General features: G+C 72.6%; 17 protein-coding genes. 7 read left to right on the top strand and 10 right to left on the bottom strand.

What is annotated here, in order from left to right:
• Positions 1-9: 9 nt before the first annotated feature.
• The 4 genes from AB0O48_RS25825 to AB0O48_RS25810 all read right to left on the bottom strand — a co-directional run bounded on the left by AB0O48_RS25825 (position 10) and on the right by AB0O48_RS25810 (position 4,340).
• Positions 10-1,389, bottom strand: coding sequence for a hypothetical protein (locus AB0O48_RS25825; protein ID WP_365068831.1), 1,380 nt, complete (start codon positions 1,387-1,389; stop codon positions 10-12).
• 175 nt (positions 1,390-1,564) lie between these two features.
• Positions 1,565-2,167 carry a dihydrofolate reductase family protein gene (locus AB0O48_RS25820; RefSeq protein WP_357253362.1) on the bottom strand — a complete coding sequence of 201 codons (603 nt, stop codon included), beginning with the start codon at positions 2,165-2,167 and terminating at the stop codon, positions 1,565-1,567.
• 162 nt (positions 2,168-2,329) lie between these two features.
• Positions 2,330-3,595 (bottom strand): GDSL-type esterase/lipase family protein, encoded by a 1,266-nt coding sequence (locus tag AB0O48_RS25815; protein ID WP_365068829.1) that lies wholly within the window; start codon positions 3,593-3,595, stop codon positions 2,330-2,332.
• A 136-nt stretch (positions 3,596-3,731) separates the two neighbouring features.
• Positions 3,732-4,340, bottom strand: coding sequence for a dihydrofolate reductase family protein (locus tag AB0O48_RS25810; RefSeq protein WP_357253366.1), 609 nt, complete (start codon positions 4,338-4,340; stop codon positions 3,732-3,734).
• A 104-nt stretch (positions 4,341-4,444) separates the two neighbouring features.
• Here AB0O48_RS25810 and AB0O48_RS25805 point away from each other — a divergent pair, with 104 nt between their 5' ends.
• Entirely contained in the window at positions 4,445-5,422 is a 978-nt protein-coding gene (locus AB0O48_RS25805; RefSeq protein WP_357253368.1) for an aldo/keto reductase, read from the top strand.
• 22 nt (positions 5,423-5,444) lie between these two features.
• Here the strand turns inward: AB0O48_RS25805 and AB0O48_RS25800 are convergent, their stop codons facing one another.
• A complete protein-coding gene (locus AB0O48_RS25800; RefSeq protein WP_365068826.1) occupies positions 5,445-6,188 on the bottom strand; it encodes a DUF2071 domain-containing protein in 744 nt (247 codons plus the stop codon).
• 14 nt (positions 6,189-6,202) lie between these two features.
• A complete protein-coding gene (locus AB0O48_RS25795; protein ID WP_357572893.1) occupies positions 6,203-7,369 on the bottom strand; it encodes a winged helix DNA-binding domain-containing protein in 1,167 nt (388 codons plus the stop codon).
• 239 nt (positions 7,370-7,608) lie between these two features.
• Between AB0O48_RS25795 and AB0O48_RS25790 the strand changes: the two genes are divergently transcribed.
• From AB0O48_RS25790 to AB0O48_RS25780, 3 genes are all read left to right on the top strand, one after another.
• Positions 7,609-8,532: a sigma-70 family RNA polymerase sigma factor gene (locus AB0O48_RS25790; protein WP_357572892.1), complete on the top strand. Its 924-nt coding sequence runs from the start codon at positions 7,609-7,611 to the stop codon at positions 8,530-8,532.
• Positions 8,533-8,646: 114 nt separating this feature from the next.
• A complete protein-coding gene (locus AB0O48_RS25785; protein WP_357572891.1) occupies positions 8,647-9,531 on the top strand; it encodes an alpha/beta hydrolase in 885 nt (294 codons plus the stop codon).
• Positions 9,532-9,641: 110 nt separating this feature from the next.
• Entirely contained in the window at positions 9,642-10,103 is a 462-nt protein-coding gene (locus AB0O48_RS25780; RefSeq protein ID WP_357253378.1) for a DUF5709 domain-containing protein, read from the top strand.
• 63 nt (positions 10,104-10,166) lie between these two features.
• On the opposite strand, the gene AB0O48_RS25775 is transcribed toward AB0O48_RS25780, so the two are convergent.
• Together AB0O48_RS25775 and AB0O48_RS25770 are read right to left on the bottom strand one after the other, a co-directional pair.
• Positions 10,167-11,747 carry a DHA2 family efflux MFS transporter permease subunit gene (locus AB0O48_RS25775; protein ID WP_357572890.1) on the bottom strand — a complete coding sequence of 527 codons (1,581 nt, stop codon included), beginning with the start codon at positions 11,745-11,747 and terminating at the stop codon, positions 10,167-10,169.
• Positions 11,748-11,996: 249 nt separating this feature from the next.
• Positions 11,997-12,845 (bottom strand): LysR family transcriptional regulator, encoded by an 849-nt coding sequence (locus tag AB0O48_RS25770; protein ID WP_357253382.1) that lies wholly within the window; start codon positions 12,843-12,845, stop codon positions 11,997-11,999.
• A 133-nt stretch (positions 12,846-12,978) separates the two neighbouring features.
• Between AB0O48_RS25770 and AB0O48_RS25765 the strand changes: the two genes are divergently transcribed.
• Positions 12,979-13,710 carry an SDR family oxidoreductase gene (locus AB0O48_RS25765; protein ID WP_357253384.1) on the top strand — a complete coding sequence of 244 codons (732 nt, stop codon included), beginning with the start codon at positions 12,979-12,981 and terminating at the stop codon, positions 13,708-13,710.
• Between the two features lie 210 nt (positions 13,711-13,920).
• Here the strand turns inward: AB0O48_RS25765 and AB0O48_RS25760 are convergent, their stop codons facing one another.
• A complete protein-coding gene (locus tag AB0O48_RS25760) occupies positions 13,921-15,171 on the bottom strand; it encodes a DUF222 domain-containing protein (protein WP_357253386.1) in 1,251 nt (416 codons plus the stop codon).
• A gap of 313 nt (positions 15,172-15,484) precedes the next feature.
• Here AB0O48_RS25760 and AB0O48_RS25755 point away from each other — a divergent pair, with 313 nt between their 5' ends.
• Positions 15,485-16,318 carry a helix-turn-helix transcriptional regulator gene (locus AB0O48_RS25755; protein WP_365068822.1) on the top strand — a complete coding sequence of 278 codons (834 nt, stop codon included), beginning with the start codon at positions 15,485-15,487 and terminating at the stop codon, positions 16,316-16,318.
• Positions 16,319-16,324: 6 nt separating this feature from the next.
• Here the strand turns inward: AB0O48_RS25755 and AB0O48_RS25750 are convergent, their stop codons facing one another.
• Entirely contained in the window at positions 16,325-17,149 is an 825-nt protein-coding gene (locus AB0O48_RS25750; RefSeq protein ID WP_357572888.1) for an AraC family transcriptional regulator, read from the bottom strand.
• 50 nt (positions 17,150-17,199) lie between these two features.
• Here AB0O48_RS25750 and AB0O48_RS25745 point away from each other — a divergent pair, with 50 nt between their 5' ends.
• Positions 17,200-17,622, top strand: a complete 423-nt coding sequence (locus tag AB0O48_RS25745; protein WP_357253392.1) for a DUF2000 domain-containing protein — start codon at positions 17,200-17,202, stop codon at positions 17,620-17,622.
• Positions 17,623-17,670: the final 48 nt, after the last annotated feature.

Here is a 17,670-nt window from a genome sequence, read left to right as displayed (position 1 = left end):
GGTGCTGGGTCAGCCGAATGTCGCCTGGCGCGTGCGCCGCTGGCGCGCGCCCGAGCGGCGGGGTTTGTCGGCGGTGGGGCCGCGCCCGGCCTCGATCAGGCCGGCCCGGAACAGGCCGTGGTTGAGCCGCCGCTGCGCGGCGGACTCCAGTTCGTCGCGCAGGGCGCCGTCGCGCAGCAGCGCCTCGGGGCCGAGCAGGGCCTCGACGGTGGCCAGCGCGCCGGCGGTGTCGCCGTGGTCGAGCCGCGCCCGCACGTCGGGAAGGCACTCCGGTTGTCGGTGCGCCTCGTCGATGGCCCGCAGGCAGGGCAGCGGGGTCCCGGTGAGCGCGGCCAGCAGCTCCTCCCGGCGGATCTCGGCCGGGTCGTGGTCCAGCGCGGCGAGCACCCCGTCCACCAGGCCGATGCGATGCAGGGCGCCTCGGCACGGCACCAGGCGCGGTGCTGAGGCCCGATCCGACGCCACCGGGCCGGTGGACACCAGACGTTCGGGCACCAGCGTCGCCGCGACCAGGGGATGCAGTTCGGCCGGCTCGATCAGCCCGGCGCGCAGCAGCGCCAGGTCGGGCAGCACCCAGGTCGCCGCGTCGGGCAGCACCGGCGGACCGGTCCCGCCCGCCCGCGGGCCGACCTTTGCCACGGCGGACCGATCGCCATCCGCGCCCGCCACGACACCAGCTCGTGGGTCGACGTGCAGGACCAGCCGGCGTCCGGTGCCGAGCCGCACCGCGACGGCACCGCTGGTCCGTCCCTCGGCCGCGAGCAGAAGCGCCGCCTCGGCTGGCCACCGGTCGGTCGCGTACCGGTGCGCGTCGCGCGTCGTCACCAGTTCGTCGGGGACGCCCTCGGGTGGGAGCGAGGCCCGGCCCGCGCCCGATCGGCTGCGCAACTCCGTGGTCCGGCGCGCGTCGAACAGGTGGCGGTGCAGGTCGAGACGGAACCGCTGGTCGGGGTGGGGATGTCGGCCCGACCCGTCCCACAAGCCGAGGCTGATCCGCTGCCCGGCATCCGCCCAGGCCGGTGGAGTACGGGCCACCAGGTGCACCGTGCCACCGGTGGGCTGCTCCGGGTCGTACCGGATCAGCGAGATGGTCAGACCCGGACGCAGCAGACCATCGGGGGCGACCCTCGGGAGGTGCCAGCGCAGCAGGTCAGGGGCCAGGTGACGGAGGTCGGCCCGAAGCCGTGCCGCCAGCTCGCGACCGTGGCGGTGGGCGACCGCCCGCAGGCTGATGTCGGCATCGACACGCGCGGCGGCACACGCCCCGCCCCAGTCACCGACCAGGCGGCGAGCACCCGCTCGCTCGATCATGGACGGCGGCACGGCGAACTCACGCACGCGCCGCCAGAAGGACAGTCGAGAATCCGCATCCGCGGCCCGGGAGTGCATCAGCACTCACCGTTCGCGGATCGGACCCCCCATCTGAAACGAGAGGAAGTGATCATCGCGGCGGAGCATACCGCCCCGGGTCCCGAGCACGCCAGAGCCGCGGTGGCGCGCAGAGCAGCGGACCCGACGTCCGGTCGAGCGGGGACCGACCCGAGCGGGCCGGTCCCCGCGGCGCTCAGGCCGTCGGGCGTACCCCGTAGGCCAGGTGGGTGACGCCGTTGCCCTCGACGACGCGCAGGGGGCCGTCGAGTTGCAGGGGCGCGATCTTCAGGTCGGCGAACAGGGGGATGCCGCTGCCGAGCACCACCGGCACGAGATCGACGTGCACCTCGTCGAGCAGGCCGGCCTCGACGACCTGGGCCGCGATGGTGCCACCGTTGACGCCCACCTCCTTGTCACCGGCCAGCGCCTTCGCCCGCTCGATGGCGCTGGCGATGCCGTCGGTGACGAACACGAAGGACTCGCTCTCCGGCTCCCACCCCGCCGGCACGCTGTGCGTGACGACCACGACGGGCACGTCCATCGGGTGCCGGCCACCCCACCCCTTGGTCATGTCGAACAGCCGCCGGCCGACGACCAGCACGCCGGTCCGCTCGGTGAGCTCCCGCAGGTGCCGGGCGCTCGCCGCGGACGTCCGGAACGTCATCGCGGGGTTGGCCGTCGGCGTCTCGACGTCGCCGTTGTCGTACCACTGAAAGAGGTACTCGAAGCCACCGTGGGACGCGGTCGCGATGTAGCCGTCCAGCGACATCGTCGCCCCGGTCGTCACCTTCGTCATCGATCCACTCCTAGGTCCGTGCCGTGTCGGCCTTCGGGTGGGACCGGGTGTGTCCGGCCCTCACCCCGTGGTCGAAGCCGAAGCCGACGCTCTCGACACGTCCACCTGACTATTTTCGACCTCGCGCCGACCGAGGCCCGCCGAATGGCCGAGAGCTGGTGCTCAGCGAATCCGGGCGGCGACGGCGGCAGCGGCGACGGTCGCCCCGGCGTCGTTGAGGTGCAGGTGATCGCCGTGGTCGTACGCGGGCCGTAGGGCGTCCCGGTCGGCCGGATCGGCGAGGACCCGGTCGAGGTCGACGACGGCGTCGTACGCGCCGCCGGTGCGGATCCACCGGTTCACCTCGTCGCGGACCGCCTCGTTGGCCGGGGTGTCGTAGCCGGTCGCGTTCCTGATGGGCGGCATCGTGACGCCGATGATGGTGATCCGCTGGGCGTGTGCGGTCCGGATCAGCGCCCGGTGACCGTCGATGAGCTGCGCGGCGGTCACCACGGGCGAGGCGCCACAGCCGAAGTCGGGATAGCCGCCGCCACCGATGTCGTTGATGCCGATCAGGACGACCACCGAGCGCACACCCGGCTGTCCGAGGGCGTCGCGGCGGAACCGGTCGACGCCCCGCTCGCCGAAGCACGTCGAGTCGGCGAGCAGCTTGTTACCGCCGATGCCGGCGTTGGCCACGGCCAGCGGGCGGGCGGCGGCGACCAGGTGCTCGGCCAACTGGTCCGGGTAGCGGTTGTCGGCACCCGGGGTGGAACCGTAGCCGTCGGTCAGCGAGTCACCGAACGTCACCACCGTCCCCCGGGTACGCGGCGACCCGGCGACGTCGACCCCCGCCAGGTGGTACCACGACTGGCTGGTCTCGCCGGAGAACGCGGCGCCACGGTGGTCGAAGCGGTGATCGCCCGCCGCGCGGTACGTGCTGGTGAGCCCGTCCTGGTGGTAGGTCGCCGGGCCGGTGGCGCCGGCGAAGTACAGCGTCACGGTCAGCGTCTCCAACGCCCGTACCGGCAGGAGCACCGGGTCGGAGGTGGCCTCGGCACCGACGGCCACGGTGGTCGAGCGCCGCCGGTCGAAGGCGACCGGGAGCAGGGTGCCGGGCCGCACCGCCGCCCCGGCGTCCGGCCGGCCCACGGTGGCGCCGGTCAGCCGCAGCGGTTGGCTGCCGTACCGGTTGGACACGCGGATCCGGATCAGGGATCCGGCCGCGCTGACCCGGACCACCTGCCGAACCGACTCGTCGGCGAAGCCGGGCACGGACCAGTTCGCGCCGAACCAGTCGTTGCCCGCTACGGGCTGGTGGTGGGCGACCGACCAGGCCGCCGACCAGGTGACCGGGTTGTCGCGGCCGGTGCTCGCGGCGTTCGCCGGGGTGGCCGACGCCAGCAGGAGCAGGGCGGTGAGTACGGGAAGGAGGCGACCTTTCGACATCGACACGGGAGTGTCCCTTCGGAAGCTGCGGTGGGTGAACGGCCGCCCGCGGTGGCCGATGGGGTTCACCCTGCGCCGGCCGCCTTACCGTCTGCTTACGGTGTTCTGGCAAACCGTCCGCCCTACCCGCGCCTCGCTACAGAACGCTGCCGTACGACGGCTCGCCCGCCACCTCGTACGCGGCGTAGACGACGCCGGCCTTGGTGGTGCGCGACCCGGTCAGTCGCAGCCCCGCCGGGGCGGTCCCCTCGGCGAAGAGCCGCTTTCCCTGGCCCAGGACGACCGGGAAGATCAGCAGGCGGTACTCGTCGACCAGCCCGACGGCCTGGAGCGTACGCAGCAGGTCGCTGCTGCCCTGCACCAGCAACTCACCGTCGGTGCGCTGCTTGAGCGCGGCGACGGTCTCGGCGGCCTCACCCACCAGGACCTCGGTGTTGCGCCAGTCGGCGGTCATCGGGCTGCGCGTCGCCACGTACTTCGGCATGCTGTTGATCTTTGCTCCACCGTCCTCGTCGGGGACGTTGGGCCAGTGTCCGGAGAGGGTGTCATAGGACCTGCGGCCCAGCAGCAACCCGTCCGCGCGGTCGAACACCCCGCCCATGATCTCGCCGAAACCCTCGTCCACATGCGGCGGCAGCCACCCGCCGTGCGGGAACCCGAACGAGTCGTCCTCGCCGGGTCCACCGGGGCCCTGCATCACGCCGTCCAGGGACAGGAACGTCCCCACCACCAGCTTGCTCCCCACGTGGCAGCTCCAATCGCAGGTCAGAGGCAACGGTCAATGGACCGACCCTACTGGTCCGCCACACCGTGTGCGGGCTGCCCGCGCCGGGTCGTAGCGTGGGGCGCATGCGAACCACCACGCTGGGCAGCGCAGGTCCCGAGGTCGGCGTCATCGGCCTCGGCTGCATGGGCATGACCCACGCCTACGACGTCACCGGCCCGCGCGACGACGACACCTCGGTCGCGGTCATCCACCAGGCACTCGACCTGGGTGCCACGCTCATCGACACCTCCGACGTGTACGGGCCGTACACCAACGAGGAGCTGGTCGGGCGGGCGCTGGCCGGCGGTCACCGCGAGCGGGCCGTCCTCGCGACGAAGGCCGGTCTGGTGGTCACCTCTCCCACCGGTGGCCCCGGCAACCTCGCGAAGATCGGCAACAACGGCCGCCCGGAGCACATCCGCGCGGCGATCGACGACAGCCTGCGCCGGCTCGGCACCGACCACGTCGACCTCTACCAGTTGCACCGCGTCGACCCGGAGGTGCCCATCGAGGAGTCCTGGGGTGCGATGGCGGAGACCGTCGCGGCGGGCAAGGCACGGCAGATCGGACTGTCCGAGGTGACGGTGGCCCAGATCGTGCGGGCCCAGGCGGTGCACCCGGTGGCGTCGGTGCAGTCCGAGTTGTCGCTGTGGACGCGCGACCCGCTGGCCGAGGTACTGCCGTACTGCGTCGAGCAGGGCATCGCCTTCCTGCCGTTCTCCCCGCTCGGTCGCGGTTTCCTGGCCGGCCGGTTCACCTCGTTCGACGATCTGCCCGCCGACGACTTCCGCCGCGGCCTGCCCCGTTTCCAACAGGACGCGCTGCGCGCCAACCTCGCCATCGTCGCCCGGGTCCGGGAGATCGCCGACCGGGCCGGGGTCAGCCCCGCGCAGGTCGCCCTCGCCTGGGTGGTCGCCCAGGGCGCCCAGGTCATCCCGATCCCGGGCACCAAGACCCCGAGGTACCTGGTGGACAACTGCGCCGCCGGCGACGTGCGGCTCAGCGCCGAGGACCTGGCCGACCTGGACGCGTTGCCCGCACCCGAGGGCGGCCGCTACTGAGGCTGCGGCGGCCCGGCACCGCTCAGCCGGGCCGCCGCAGTGCCACCGGCGGGCCGAACCTGACCCGGACGCCGGGCGAGTAGAGCACGCTGACCGGCGGCCCGACCGGTGCCGGCAGCCCGGCGGCGGCGACCAACTCGTCGTCCAGGTGCAGCAGCTCGGCCCGGTGCAGCGGCCAGCGCGGATGCCAGTTCGGCAGGTGCAGGGTGCCCCCGTGAGCCCGCGTGTGCAGGCCCCAGCGCGCGGTGACGAAGTGCTCGAGCGGGGTCGGGTCGGCGATCCGCTCCCCCACCCGCACCACCATCGCGCTCGTCGTACCCGCCGGCCCGGGCCAACGTCGCCGGCACCGGTAGCTGCGGCGGTCGCCGTCGTGGTCCAACCGCATCGACGACCAGAGGTACGGCAGCCGCAGAGTCGCCCGCGCCACCAGCACCGGCAGCAGGCGGGACGCGTCCAGCGAGCGGAACACCACGGCTCGCCGGCCGGTGTCGTCGACCGAGTAGAGCCGGACGTTGGTCTCGGCGAAGGTGCCGAAATACGGCACACCCGGACCGCGGCCGAAGCCCAGCCCGACCATCCGGAAGCCGATCAGGCCGACGAAGCTCACGCCGTCCATCGTGTCCGGGCGGGTGCCGGCCGGCAGCAACGGCGCGACGATCTCCGGGGCGACGGCCCAGTGCAGGAAGGTGAGGTCCTCCCAGCGCTGCCGCAGGACCGCCCAGGGGAACGCCTGCCGGGGCGCGTGGTCGACCGGCTCGATGTTCACGCCCTCATCCTGACTCAGGCGTGCGGGCCGACGTCCACAGTTCCGATTGTCAACGACGGATTGCCTTCCAGAATGTGGCCGATCCGCTCGACCTCCTCCTCCAATGCCCGGCGGCGAGCGGCGCCGAGCGCCCGCAACGGCTCGACGGTGATGCGGATCGTGCGCCCGGAGCGGCGCTGGTGCCACACCCCGGCGACCGTCCCGTCCACGAGCAGCACCGGAAAGTTGCCGGCCTGTCCTCCGGCCAGCGCCCGCTCGGCGGCGGCCCCGGGAAAGAGCCGCTCACGGGGGTGGCAGCCGACCGCGTACGCGTCGAAGTAGGGCAGCAACCGCAACCCGGACGGCGGTTCGTCCGGAAAGTCGGTGTCGCCGGCGGCCACCCACGCCCGCGTGCCGGCGACGGTGACCTCGGCCAGGTCCAGCGACCGGAACACCCCGGTCGCCCACCGCTCGGTCGCCGACAGCCACTGGGCGAACTGGGCGGGAGTGGCCGGCCCGTACGCGTGCAGATAGCGCCGGACGAGGTCGGCCAGCGCCGCCGGGCCGGGCATCGGCGTGAACCCGGGCAGCCAGCGGGCCGGACTGGTGTAGGTCGTGGCGCGTCCCCGGGTCGGGCCGTGGCACATCACTCCGCCCCGGGTGGCGGCCGACATCGCGGCCATCCACCGGGGCCACTTGTCCTGGAAGGCCTCCATGACCCGCTCGCCCGCCCACGAGCCGGTGCGGGCAACGACCTCCTCGGTCAGCTCGGCACTTGTCAGCTCGGCCTCGGCCAACGCGTCGGCGATGGCCGCGAGGACCTGCTCGGTCTGCTCGGCAGTCAACAGCCCACGGTTCTGCTCCCACGGCGGGGCGGGCATCGCGCTCAGCGCGCCGGTCCACATCGGCAGGTCCGCGGCGGCGAGCAGGTGCACCGTCCCGCGCGGACCACGGGTCTTGACCAGGGTCCGGTCGCCCCACACCGCCTGGCGCACCAGCGCACGAGTGGCGCCCGGGACGCGGAGCCCGACGGACAGTTCGGCGGCCGAGGCGACCTGGGCGTGCGCACCGCACATCGTGGACACCACGTCGGCGACGCGGTCCACGTCCGGGTCGGCGTCCGGCGCGGACGCCGCCGGTGCCGAGAGCCCGTGCCGCGCCAGTCGCCGGGCGGACACCTGCGCCCAGCTCAGCTCGGTCACCGCAGGCCCACGCGGACGTCGGCCGCAGACGAGGGCGGGGCTTCGAGAGCGCGTCCAGTCATGCCTCCCACGCTACGACCGACGTACGTCACTTTTCGGCAGCCACCGTCGCCGTCGGACGACCGTCCGGGTTCCGGCCCAGAGATTGACGCCCTCACGCGTCGTAGGCTGGGAGGGGCGACAGGCACCGAGCAGACCGCCCAGACCGCCACGAATGGGACGCACTGGAGGACGTAGGCGTGACACAGGGTGACACGGAGCTGGTGGTGCTCGCGCAGGCGGGCGACGCGGCGGCGCTCGGTGCGCTGCTGGCCCGTCACGAGGCCGAGATGCGGGCCGTGGCGCTCAGCGTCCTCGGCTACGGGCCGGACGCCGAGGACGCGGTGCAGGACGCGATGCTGGTGGCGCTGCGGCGGATCGGCGACGTCCGCGACCCGGCCGCCGTCGGCCCGTGGCTGCGCGCCATCGTCCGCAACAACAGTCGGACGATGCTTCGCGGCCCCAGAGCCGTCCCGGTCGCCGAGCCGGAGTGGTTCGCCGGCCCGGCCGACACACCCACCCCGGAGGAGGCACTGGACCGGGGCGCGATGCGCGACTGGGTGTGGCACGCCATCGGGCGCCTGTCCGAGCCGGACCGGCTGGTCACGCTCCTGCGCTACTTCAGCGACGCGTCCTCGTACGAGCAGATCGCGGCCGTGTGCGGAATCCCGGTCGGCACCGTCCGCAGCCGGCTCAGCCACGCCCGCCGTGCGCTCACCGGCGGCCTGCGCACGGCGGCGGACGCCGCGCACACCGACGTCGCCGCGGCGAGCGAGTCCCGGTGGCGGGAGGGTCGCGACATGATCGCCACGGCGATGGCCGGCGACTTCGACCGGGTCGTGCGCGAGAACTGGTGGCCGCACGCCGAGATGCTCGTCCCGGGTGGCCCGCGCGGTGGCCGTGACCTGGCGGTCAACGGCATGAACCGCGACCTGACCGCCGGGGTACGCCAGCGGCTGCGCAATGTCGTGGCCAGCGGCGACGTGCTGATCTGGGAGACCGACCTGATCAGCCCACCGGACGACCCGGAGCACTGTCCGCCCGCGGCGCTGTGGCTGCAGGTGCTGCGCGAGGGGCGGGTACGCCGCCTCACCCTCTTCCACCCCGTGCCCGCGCTGCGCTGAAAAAACGTCTCCGACCGAGCGAACTTTCCCGTCGACCCACGCATCTGGTCCGTGTCATGCACCAGTCGCCGTGCCGGCACACGCCCGGGCGGGTCTCGAATCGGGAGATAGTTCATGGGTTCCACCAGCCACGACGTCAGCGCCCTCGCACCGGGCGCCCACACCTTCCTCGTCGACGGCGTCCGGCAGGTCTACCACGTCGCCGGCACCGGCCCGGTGTGCGTGGCGCACTCCGGCGGCCCCGGCATCGAGTGGGCGTACCTGCGGACGCCGAGCCTGGAAGAACACTTCACGATGGTGTACGTCGAGCCGGTCGGCACCGGCGCCTCGGGGCGCCTCGACGACCCCGCCGACTACCGTCTCGACACGTATGTCCGGTTCCTCGACGCCGTCGTCCAGCACCTCGGCGCACCCCGGGTGTACCTCCTCGGGCACTCGCACGGCGGTTTCGTCGTCCAGCGGTACGCGCTCGCCCACCCGGACCGGGTCGCCGGTCTCGCCCTGTACGACACCTCACCCGTCACCGGCGCCGAGTTCTGGGCCGAGGCGATGACTGGGCTGGCCGCGTACCCGCAGCGGCACCCGGACCGGCCGGAGGCGGCGGCGGTCCCGGCGGCCTTCGGACAGATCGGCGCCGCCACCGACGACGAGTCGTTGGCGACGGCCCTGCGCGCCGCCCTTCCGGTCTATTTCGCGGACTTCTGGGGCCGACAGGACGAGTTCGCCCCGTTCCAGGCCGCCGTCCGGATCTCGTTGGCCCCGGCGAGCGCACAGGACCCGACGCCCTTCGACGTGCGGGAGAACCTGGCGGAGATCGCCGTGCCCGTCGTGGTGATCGTCGGCGCGTACGACTTCATCTGCCCCCCGCGCCGCGCCGAGGAACTGCACGCGGGCCTCAAGGACTCGCGGCTGGTGCTGCTGGAGCAGAGCGGGCACTTCGCCCACATCGAGCAGCCGGCGGAGTTCACCGCGGCCGTGGTCGAGCTGCTCACGCGCTGAACCGGTGCGGCCGAGGTCGGTTCGTCACAGCGGGCAGGCCTCGGCGCTCGCCGGCGTTGCACGGTCATAGGCTGGGCACTTTGGTGCACCGTGACGAAGAGGAGACCGCCGTGAGCCAGACCGAGCGGATGGATTCCGTCGACGAGTGGAACGTGGCTGAGGACGACGGAGTCCTGGACGCCTCCGACACCCTCGACGACGACCGGGTCGGCGACCCCCTCGACACCGGCATCGTCGCCGAGGACCACTGGACCGCCGCCAACCGGTTCGGCACCACGCCGGCCGAGGAGCGGGCGGGCGAGTCCGTGGCGCAGCACCTCGCCCAGGAGGTGCCGGATGTCGACCCCTACGCCGAGGGCGGCGACGACGAGGACGAGCTGACCCGCCGGGGGTACGAGAGCGAGGCCCGCGCGGGCCGCCTCGTCGCCTACGACGAGGGCGTCCGGGAGGACGACGAGGCCGAGTCGGTGGCGTGGGACGCCGGCATCGACGCGGGCGGGGCAAGCGCCGAGGAGGCCGCGATCCACGTGGTCGAGGACCCGGACGGACCCGGCGACGGCCCGTTGCGCTGAGCCACTGCCGCGCCCGCCGCGCTCACCTCCGGAGGAGGCGCTGAGCGCGGCGGGCGCGTCGCATCAGTGGATGACGACGGGCGTCCTGACCTGCTCGCCCTGCGGGTCGTCGAGCTGCGCCGGCTGGCGTCGGCGCGGCAGGAACGCCGCCGGGATGAGCGTGAGCACGACAAGCGCGAACCCGACCCAGAACGTGGTGGCGAACGACTTGGCGGCGAAGTCGAGCCCGCGCTCGATGATCGACGGGTCCACCGGCATCTGCTGGAGCAGCTCCGGCCGCTGCTGGGAGGCGATGGCCAGCCCGGCCTCGGTGATCGGCTTGCCGCTCTCGTCCACCAGGCCGGGGATCGGCCGGGATCCGTTCAGCTCGTTGGTGAGGATCACCGACATGACGGCGGCACCGACCGAGCCGCCGATCTGCTGGAGGATGTTGACAAGCGTCGAGCCGCGCGCCACGTCGTTTGCCGACAGCGTCCGCAACGCCGACGTCATGATCGGCATCATCGTGCCGCCCATGCCCAGTCCCATCACGAACAGCGAGCCCTCAAGCAGCAGGTACGAGGTCTGCGGGTCAACCTGGGTGAAGCCGAAGAACCCGACGACGATGAGCGCCAGCGCGAACGGGACGGTCCGCCCGATCGGTACCCGGTCGGCCAGGATGCCGGCGATCGGCATGGTGAGCAACGCGCCGATGCCCTGCGGGGCCATCAACAGCCCGGCGGTCAGCGTCGTCTCGCCACGCACCTGGAGGAAGTAGCTCGGGAACAGCAGGCCGGCGCCCATGAACGCGATGATGAACACGAACAGCGTCACCGAGGCGATGGTCAGGCTGCGGTTGCGGAACAGCCGCAGGTCGAGCAACGGGTGCCGGGGCTTGAACGAGTAGAGCACGAACGCCACCACCAGCGCGCCGCCGACGAGCATCGGCGCCCAGACCTTGGTCGCGGTGAAGGTGCCCGCCTCCGGCAGCGACGACACGCCGTAGAGGAAGAGCGCCAGGCCCGGCGAGAGCATGAGCATGCCGACGAAGTCGAACGACTCGGACGGCTCGGGGGCGTCCTTCGGCAGCGCCATCTGCGCGTAGATCAGGCCGACGACGCCGATCGGCAGGTTGATCAGGAAGATCCAGTGCCAACTGGCGGTGTCGATCAGCCAGCCGCCGAGGATCGGGCCGCCGATCGGCCCGAGCAGCATCGGGATGCCCAGGACGGCCATCAGTCGGCCGATCCGGTGCGGTCCCGCCGCGCGGGTCATGATGGTCATGCCCAGCGGCATGAGCATGCCGCCGCCGAGGCCCTGGAGCACGCGGTAGCCGATCAGCTCGCCGATCGTGTCGGCCGTGGCGCAGAGCCCCGACCCGATGGTGAACAGGGCCAGCGCCACCATGTAGAGGCGCTTGGTGCCGAACCGGTCGGCCGCCCAGCCGCTGAGCGGGATCACGGTGGCGAGCGCGAGGGTGTAGGCGGTCATCGTCCACGCGACGCGTGCGTACGACGCGTCGAACTCGTCCTGGAATTTGGGCAGCGCCACACTGACCACTGTCACGTCGAGGATCGACATGATCGCGCCGAGGACGACGACGCCTGCCACCTTGAGCACCGCGCCGTCGAGTTTGTCCGATGTCGCGACGGATTGCTGTGTCACTAACTCTCCTGTAGTCGATTGAGCGCCGAATGGTGGGTGGTGGCGACGTGCGTGCCTGCGTCGGCGCGTGGCGCGACGTACCGGGGCGACGACGCGCGCTGGCAGACTAACCGTCAGTTGTGACGGTTCGCCGCCGGGTTTCGTGACCACCTGGGGGCGCAATCCGATCGGCCGTCCCATTTGGGCCGGACGTCGGGGTGTCGATCAGCGAGTAGCACCGCGAGCTGGGGCAGTGAGTAGCACCGCGAGCTAGAGGCGGATCGCGGTCCGGATCAGCCCGGCGAGGGCCAGGGATCGGCTGTGCGGCGGCCACGCGATCACCGTCGTCACGGTTGGCGCGTCCAGCACCGGCACGGCAACGAGATCGCGGCGCAGGTCGGCCCGGCACGACTCGGGCAGGACCGCCGACGCTCGGCCGAGCGCGATCAGCTGGTACAGCTGCGCGCTGTCCCGCACCTGCGGACCGGGTCCGTCCGGGTACGTGCCGTCGGGGCCGGGGCGGCGGGGCGGCGGCAGGTCTGGTAGCGCGGTGACGTCGGCCATCCGCACCTGGGCCTGGGCGGTGAGGGGGTGCCCGGCCGGCAGGACCACAACCTGCCCCTCGGTGCTCAACTCCTCGGTGTCCAGTCCGACCGTCGAGTCGAACGGCCGGTGCAGCAGCGCCACATCCGCCCGCCCGTCGCGCAACAGTCGCTCCTGCTCGCCGATCCCGGACAGCAGCACGTCGACGGAGACCGCGCCAGGCTCGGAGGCGTACGCGTCAAGCAGCTTCGACAGCAACTCGCCGGACGCTCCAGCCTTCGTGACGAGGACCAGGCCGGGATGGCCGGCCCCGACGAGGGCTGCGCGGCGGGTACGGCGCTCGGCGGCCTCGACCGCGTCGAGGGCCGCCCGGCCCTCGACCAGTAGCACCGAGCCGGCCTCGGTCAGCGCGACGGTGCGGCTGGTGCGTTCCAGCAGCGCCACCCCGAGCCGCCGTTCCAACTGCGCGATCGCCCGCGACAGTGGCGGCTGCGCGATCCCGAGCCTCCGCGCAGCGCGCCCGAAGTGCAACTCCTCGGCGACCGCGACGAAATACCGCAGCTCACGCGTCTCCATACCCCAACGGTACCGACGGCACGGCCCGTCCCACTCGGGCGCCTATGGCGTGGCCTCGATGGATACCCGGGAGGTATCGACGCCCACCCAAGCGGTGTTGGCGGCCCGCTGGGGCGCGGACACGATCGGATGCATGAGCCAAACGACGATCGCGCTGGTCACCGGCGCGAACAAGGGAATCGGGTACGAGATCGCGGCCGGCCTGGGCGCCCTCGGATGGAGCGTCGGGGTCGGTGCGCGGGACGACACGCGCCGAGAAGCCGCGGTGGAGAAGTTGCGCCTCGCCGGCGTCGACGCGTTCGGTGTGCCACTGGACGTGACCGACGACGCGAGCGTCGCCGCCGCCGTCCGGCTGGTCGAGAAACGTGCCGGCGGTCTCGACGTACTCGTCAACAACGCCGGCGTCACCGGCGGTGTGCCGCAGGAGCCGACCACGGTCAACCTCGCGGCCGTACGGACGGCGGTGGAGACCAACGTGATCGGCGTCATCCGCGTCACCAACGCCATGCTGCCCCTGCTGCGTCGCTCGGCGTCACCGCGGATCGTGAACATGTCCAGCGGCGTCGGCTCCCTCACCCGGCAGAGCGGCTCCACCGACGAGTTGGCGACAGGCCCGCTCGCCGTCGCGTACGCGCCGTCGAAGACGTTTCTCAACGCCGTCACCGTCCAGTACGCCAAGGAACTGCGCGGCACGAAGATCCTGATCAACGCCGCCTGCCCTGGCTTCGTCGCGACCGACCTCAACGGCTTCCGCGGCGTCCGTACCCCGCAACAGGGTGCGGCGATCGCGATCCGACTCGCGACCCTGCCCGACAACGGGCCTACCGGCGGGTTCTTCGAGGACGCCGGTGTGGTGCCCTGGTGATCAATCAATCCACCGACCGCAGTAGCTGAGCGGGCGCGGGGCGTGCCGGACCCTGGCCGCGCGCCCCGCACCGCCCCGGTGGCCGGTGGGCCGTGCCGGATCCTCGTCGCGCGCCGCTCTTCACCTCGGTGGCCGCGTGGACTGCGAGCGTGCTGTGCTGGCCGCTCGGTCGGCCTGCCGGACGACGTGCTCGTTGTCTGCTGCTGGTGCTCACGTTCGTCGGTGGTAGTGGTTGCGCCGAGGGAGTTGAGCGGGGTCAAGCCAGGCGGGTGGGACGAATTCGGGGTGGCCGTCGCCTGCCAATCGCACGGTCCAGTCGCTGTGGTGCAGGTGCCGGTGGTGGTGGCCGCAGAGCAGGACGGCGTTGGTGAGGCTGGTGGTGCCGCCGTCGGCCCAGTGGTGGATATGGTGGGCGTCGCACCAGCGCGGTGGGCGGTCGCAGCCCGGGAAGGCGCAGCCGCGGTCACGCAGCACCAGTGCTCGCCGGAGGGGGCCGGTGATGAGGCGGCGTTGCCGCCCGAGGTCGAGTGGTTGGCCGGCTCCGCTGAGGACGGCGGGGAGGATGGCGGCGTCGCAGGCGAGTCGGCGTACGGCCTCGGGGGTGAGGTGCAGGCCGGTGTCGAGGGTGCCGCTGCCCAGTTGCCGGGTCAAACCGTCGTAGCTGGTGGTGACGACGATCTGGGCGGAATCCCCGCCGTGCTCGGGCAACTCGCCGGTCCGCAGGGCGAGGCGGCACACGTTGCCGATGGCGTCGTGCCGGCGTTGCCCGGGAGAACGCTTGTCATCGGGGCCCGAGGGTGCGCCGAGTGGGTCGATGGCGGCGCGGAGCAGCCCGGCGGTCTCGGTGTCGAGGATGCCGGTGAGTCGCAGGCGACCGTCGGTGAGGGTGGAGAGCGTGAGGTGGCGGTCGCGGGTGGCGTGGCGGGCCTCGGCGTCCAGAGCCGCTTCGGCGGCGGCGTCGGCGATGTCGGGTGCGACGTGGTCGAGGATGCGGGTGCTGAGTCTGCGTAAGAGGGTGGGGTCGAATTGCCCGGCCCACTCGACGAGCACTCCGAGGGCTTTGTCAGCTGCCTCGGGACCGGCGGTGGCCTGCACGGTGTCGACCGCGTCGGCGATGACCCGGGCCTGGTCCACAGTGATCTGGCCATCGGCCAGTGCGTGGCGTACCCCAGGATCGCCGGTGTCCAGCGCGGCGGCGAGGTCGACGAGGCGACGGGCGGCCGGGATGGTGAGGCGCAACCGGTCGCGGAGCCAGACCACGGTCGAGGAAGCACCCTGCGTGGCGGCGGCGCCTCGGCCGTCGAGCTCGCGAATCAGGGCCAGCTTCACCGCGGCGAGACGCTGCTCGACGCGGTGCGCGGTGTCGAGCGCGGCGATCAGCTCGGCCTCGGGCAGTGCCCAGGTGGCCGCATCGGAGCAGGCCGCGAAGGCGTCCTCTGCCTGCGTCAACTCCTCGACCATGAACAGAGCCTAGAACAGGTGTACGACACTTTCGGTCGTCATGATCCATCTGCGACCGGCCTGTCAGGCGACAGGCCCGGCCGGCGAACGGACGCCTGGGCCCGGCGCGACCGTCGGCGAGGCGACCTCCACCCGCGCCGGGCAGCGCATCTCTGCGGGTCGTGGCGTTGGCCGTCGACCGCCGGGCGGCCCGGAACGTGCTGGTGGTCCGGGCCGTCCGCTCGCGGAACATCGCACCCCTGCGCGCCTGTTGCACCCGATGTGCCGGCACCGCCGGCACCGAGCACTCCGACCGGGTGGAGGATGAGACACCGTGGACCGCGCCCCGCTCGCCAGCTTCCTGCGCACCCGCCGCGAGGCCCTTCAGCCCGAGGACGTCGGGTTGCCCCGGGGCACACGTCGGCGCACCAGTGGGCTACGGCGCGAGGAAGTCGCCACGTTGAGCGGTATGTCCACCGACTACTACAGCCGGTTGGAGCAGCAGCGGGGGCCACACCCGTCGGAGCAGATGCTCGCCGCCCTGGCCCGTGGCCTGCGGCTCTCCCGGGCCGAACGGGATCACCTGTTCCAACTCGCCGGCCACGCCGTCCCCCACCGGACGGTACGGGCCGACCACGTCAACCCGGGAATGATGCGGATCCTCGACCGGATGCACGACACACCGGCCCAGGTGGTGAACCATCTCGGCGAGACCCTGGCGCAGACCGCGCCGGCCATCGCCCTGCTCGGCGACGAGACCCGGCACACCGGGCTGGCCCGCAGCGCGCACCACCGCTGGTTCACCGACCCGGCGGCACGGCGGCTGCACCCGGCGGAGGACCACCACACGCAGAGCCGCCTGCTCGTGGCGAGCCTGCACGCCTCGTACACCCGGGACGGCCGGGGGTCGCGGGCCGCCACCCTCGTCGAGGATCTGCTGACCCGGAGCCCGGAGTTCGCCCAGCTCTGGCGGGAGCACCCGGTGCCGGCCGGCTACTGCCCGCCGAAGCGCTTCCTGCACCCGGAGGTCGGGGCCTTGGAGCTGCACTGTCAGACCCTGGTGGACCCCGACGCGTCCCAGACGTTGCTGGTCTTCACCGCCGTGCCCGGGTCGGCCAGCGACGAGAGACTGCGGCTGCTCACCGTCATCGGCGGACAACTCGTCTGATCGCGGTCAGCCCTCGCCGGAGCGCCGGGTCCGTCGCCGGGTGTAGCGCGCCGGGCTGACGCCCAGGTGCCGCCGGAAGTGGCGGGTCAGGTGCGCCTGGTCGAAGAAGCCGGCCGCGACGGCGACCGCGGCGGGCCGCTGCCCGGCGAGGAGCAGGCGGCGCGCCAGCTCGACCCGGCGACCGGTCAGGTACGAGTGGGGTGGCACCCCGTGCACGTGGGTGAACGTGCGGACCAGGTGGGTCGGGTGGGCGTGCAGCAGCTCGGCGGCCTCCCCCAGCGTGACGCCCTCGACGGTCCGGGAGTCCAGCAGCTCCCGCAGTCGGGCCGCGAGGCCACCCGCGGGCGGTGTGAGGCTGACCGGGGTGCGCTTGTGGAGCTGCCCGCGCAGCCGGTCCAGGATGAGCGCGAGCCGACTCTCGGCCTCGAATTCGTCACCGGGTGCGGCGAGCACCCGGTGCAGGTGGTCGATCCGGTCGCGCAGCCGCGGGTCGGCCAGGTCCGGCTCGTCGACCGCCCGGCCGACCAGCTCGGCCCCGAGCGCCGAGGTGTCGAGGTACAGGACCCGCTTGCGGAAGCCGTTCGCGGTGGCGGAGCGGCCGTCGTGCGGCACGTACGGCGGCAGCAGGGTGACCGAGGTAGGCAGCGCGCCGTGCCGGTGTCGGTCGAGGTCGAAGCGGACCGCGCCGTCGTCGACGATCAGCAGCGTCCACACGTCGTGGATGTGCCGCGGGTAGGCGTGGTCCACGAAATGGGCGTGGAAGACCTCGGCGACCCCGGCTACCGCAGGTCGCCACGCGCTGACGTGCGAGCCCGGCGGGCGGGTGGTCACGCTAAGAACGTACAAGACCGGTAGGTGTCGCGGCGGGCAGGCTCGACGCCATGAGCGAACCCATCCGATTCCCCACCAAGATCGCCGTACTGCTGCGCAACGACCTGGCGAGCTGGCAGCGGCTCAACGTCACGGCCTTTCTGGTCAGTGGCATCGCGAACGCCGTGCCGGAGCTGCTGGGCGAGGAGTACCGCGACGCGGACGGGACCGCGTACCTGCCGATGTTCGGCCAGCCGGTGCTGGTCTTCGCCGGTGACCGGGCCACGCTTGTCGGCGCGCACTCGCGCGCCCTGGCCCGTGGGTTGCGGATGGCGGTCTTCACGTCGGAGTTGTTCGCCACCGGCAACGACCGGGACAACCGGGCCGCCGTGCAGGCCGTCGGCCGGGACAAGCTCGACCTGGTCGGCGTGGCGCTGCACGCTCCACGCACCGTGGTGGACAAGGTGCTCAAGGGTGCGTCCATGCACCCTTAGGGCGTGTGGGGCGACGAAGACATTGATATCCGTGTGTGCGACTGTAAT

Origin of the sequence: Micromonospora sp. NPDC085948 (genome assembly GCF_040686315.1) — a bacterium.
Taxonomy (GTDB): domain Bacteria; phylum Actinomycetota; class Actinomycetes; order Mycobacteriales; family Micromonosporaceae; genus Micromonospora.
Note: the sequence above shows the minus strand (reverse complement) of the source record. Positions and strands in the feature narration are given on the sequence as shown.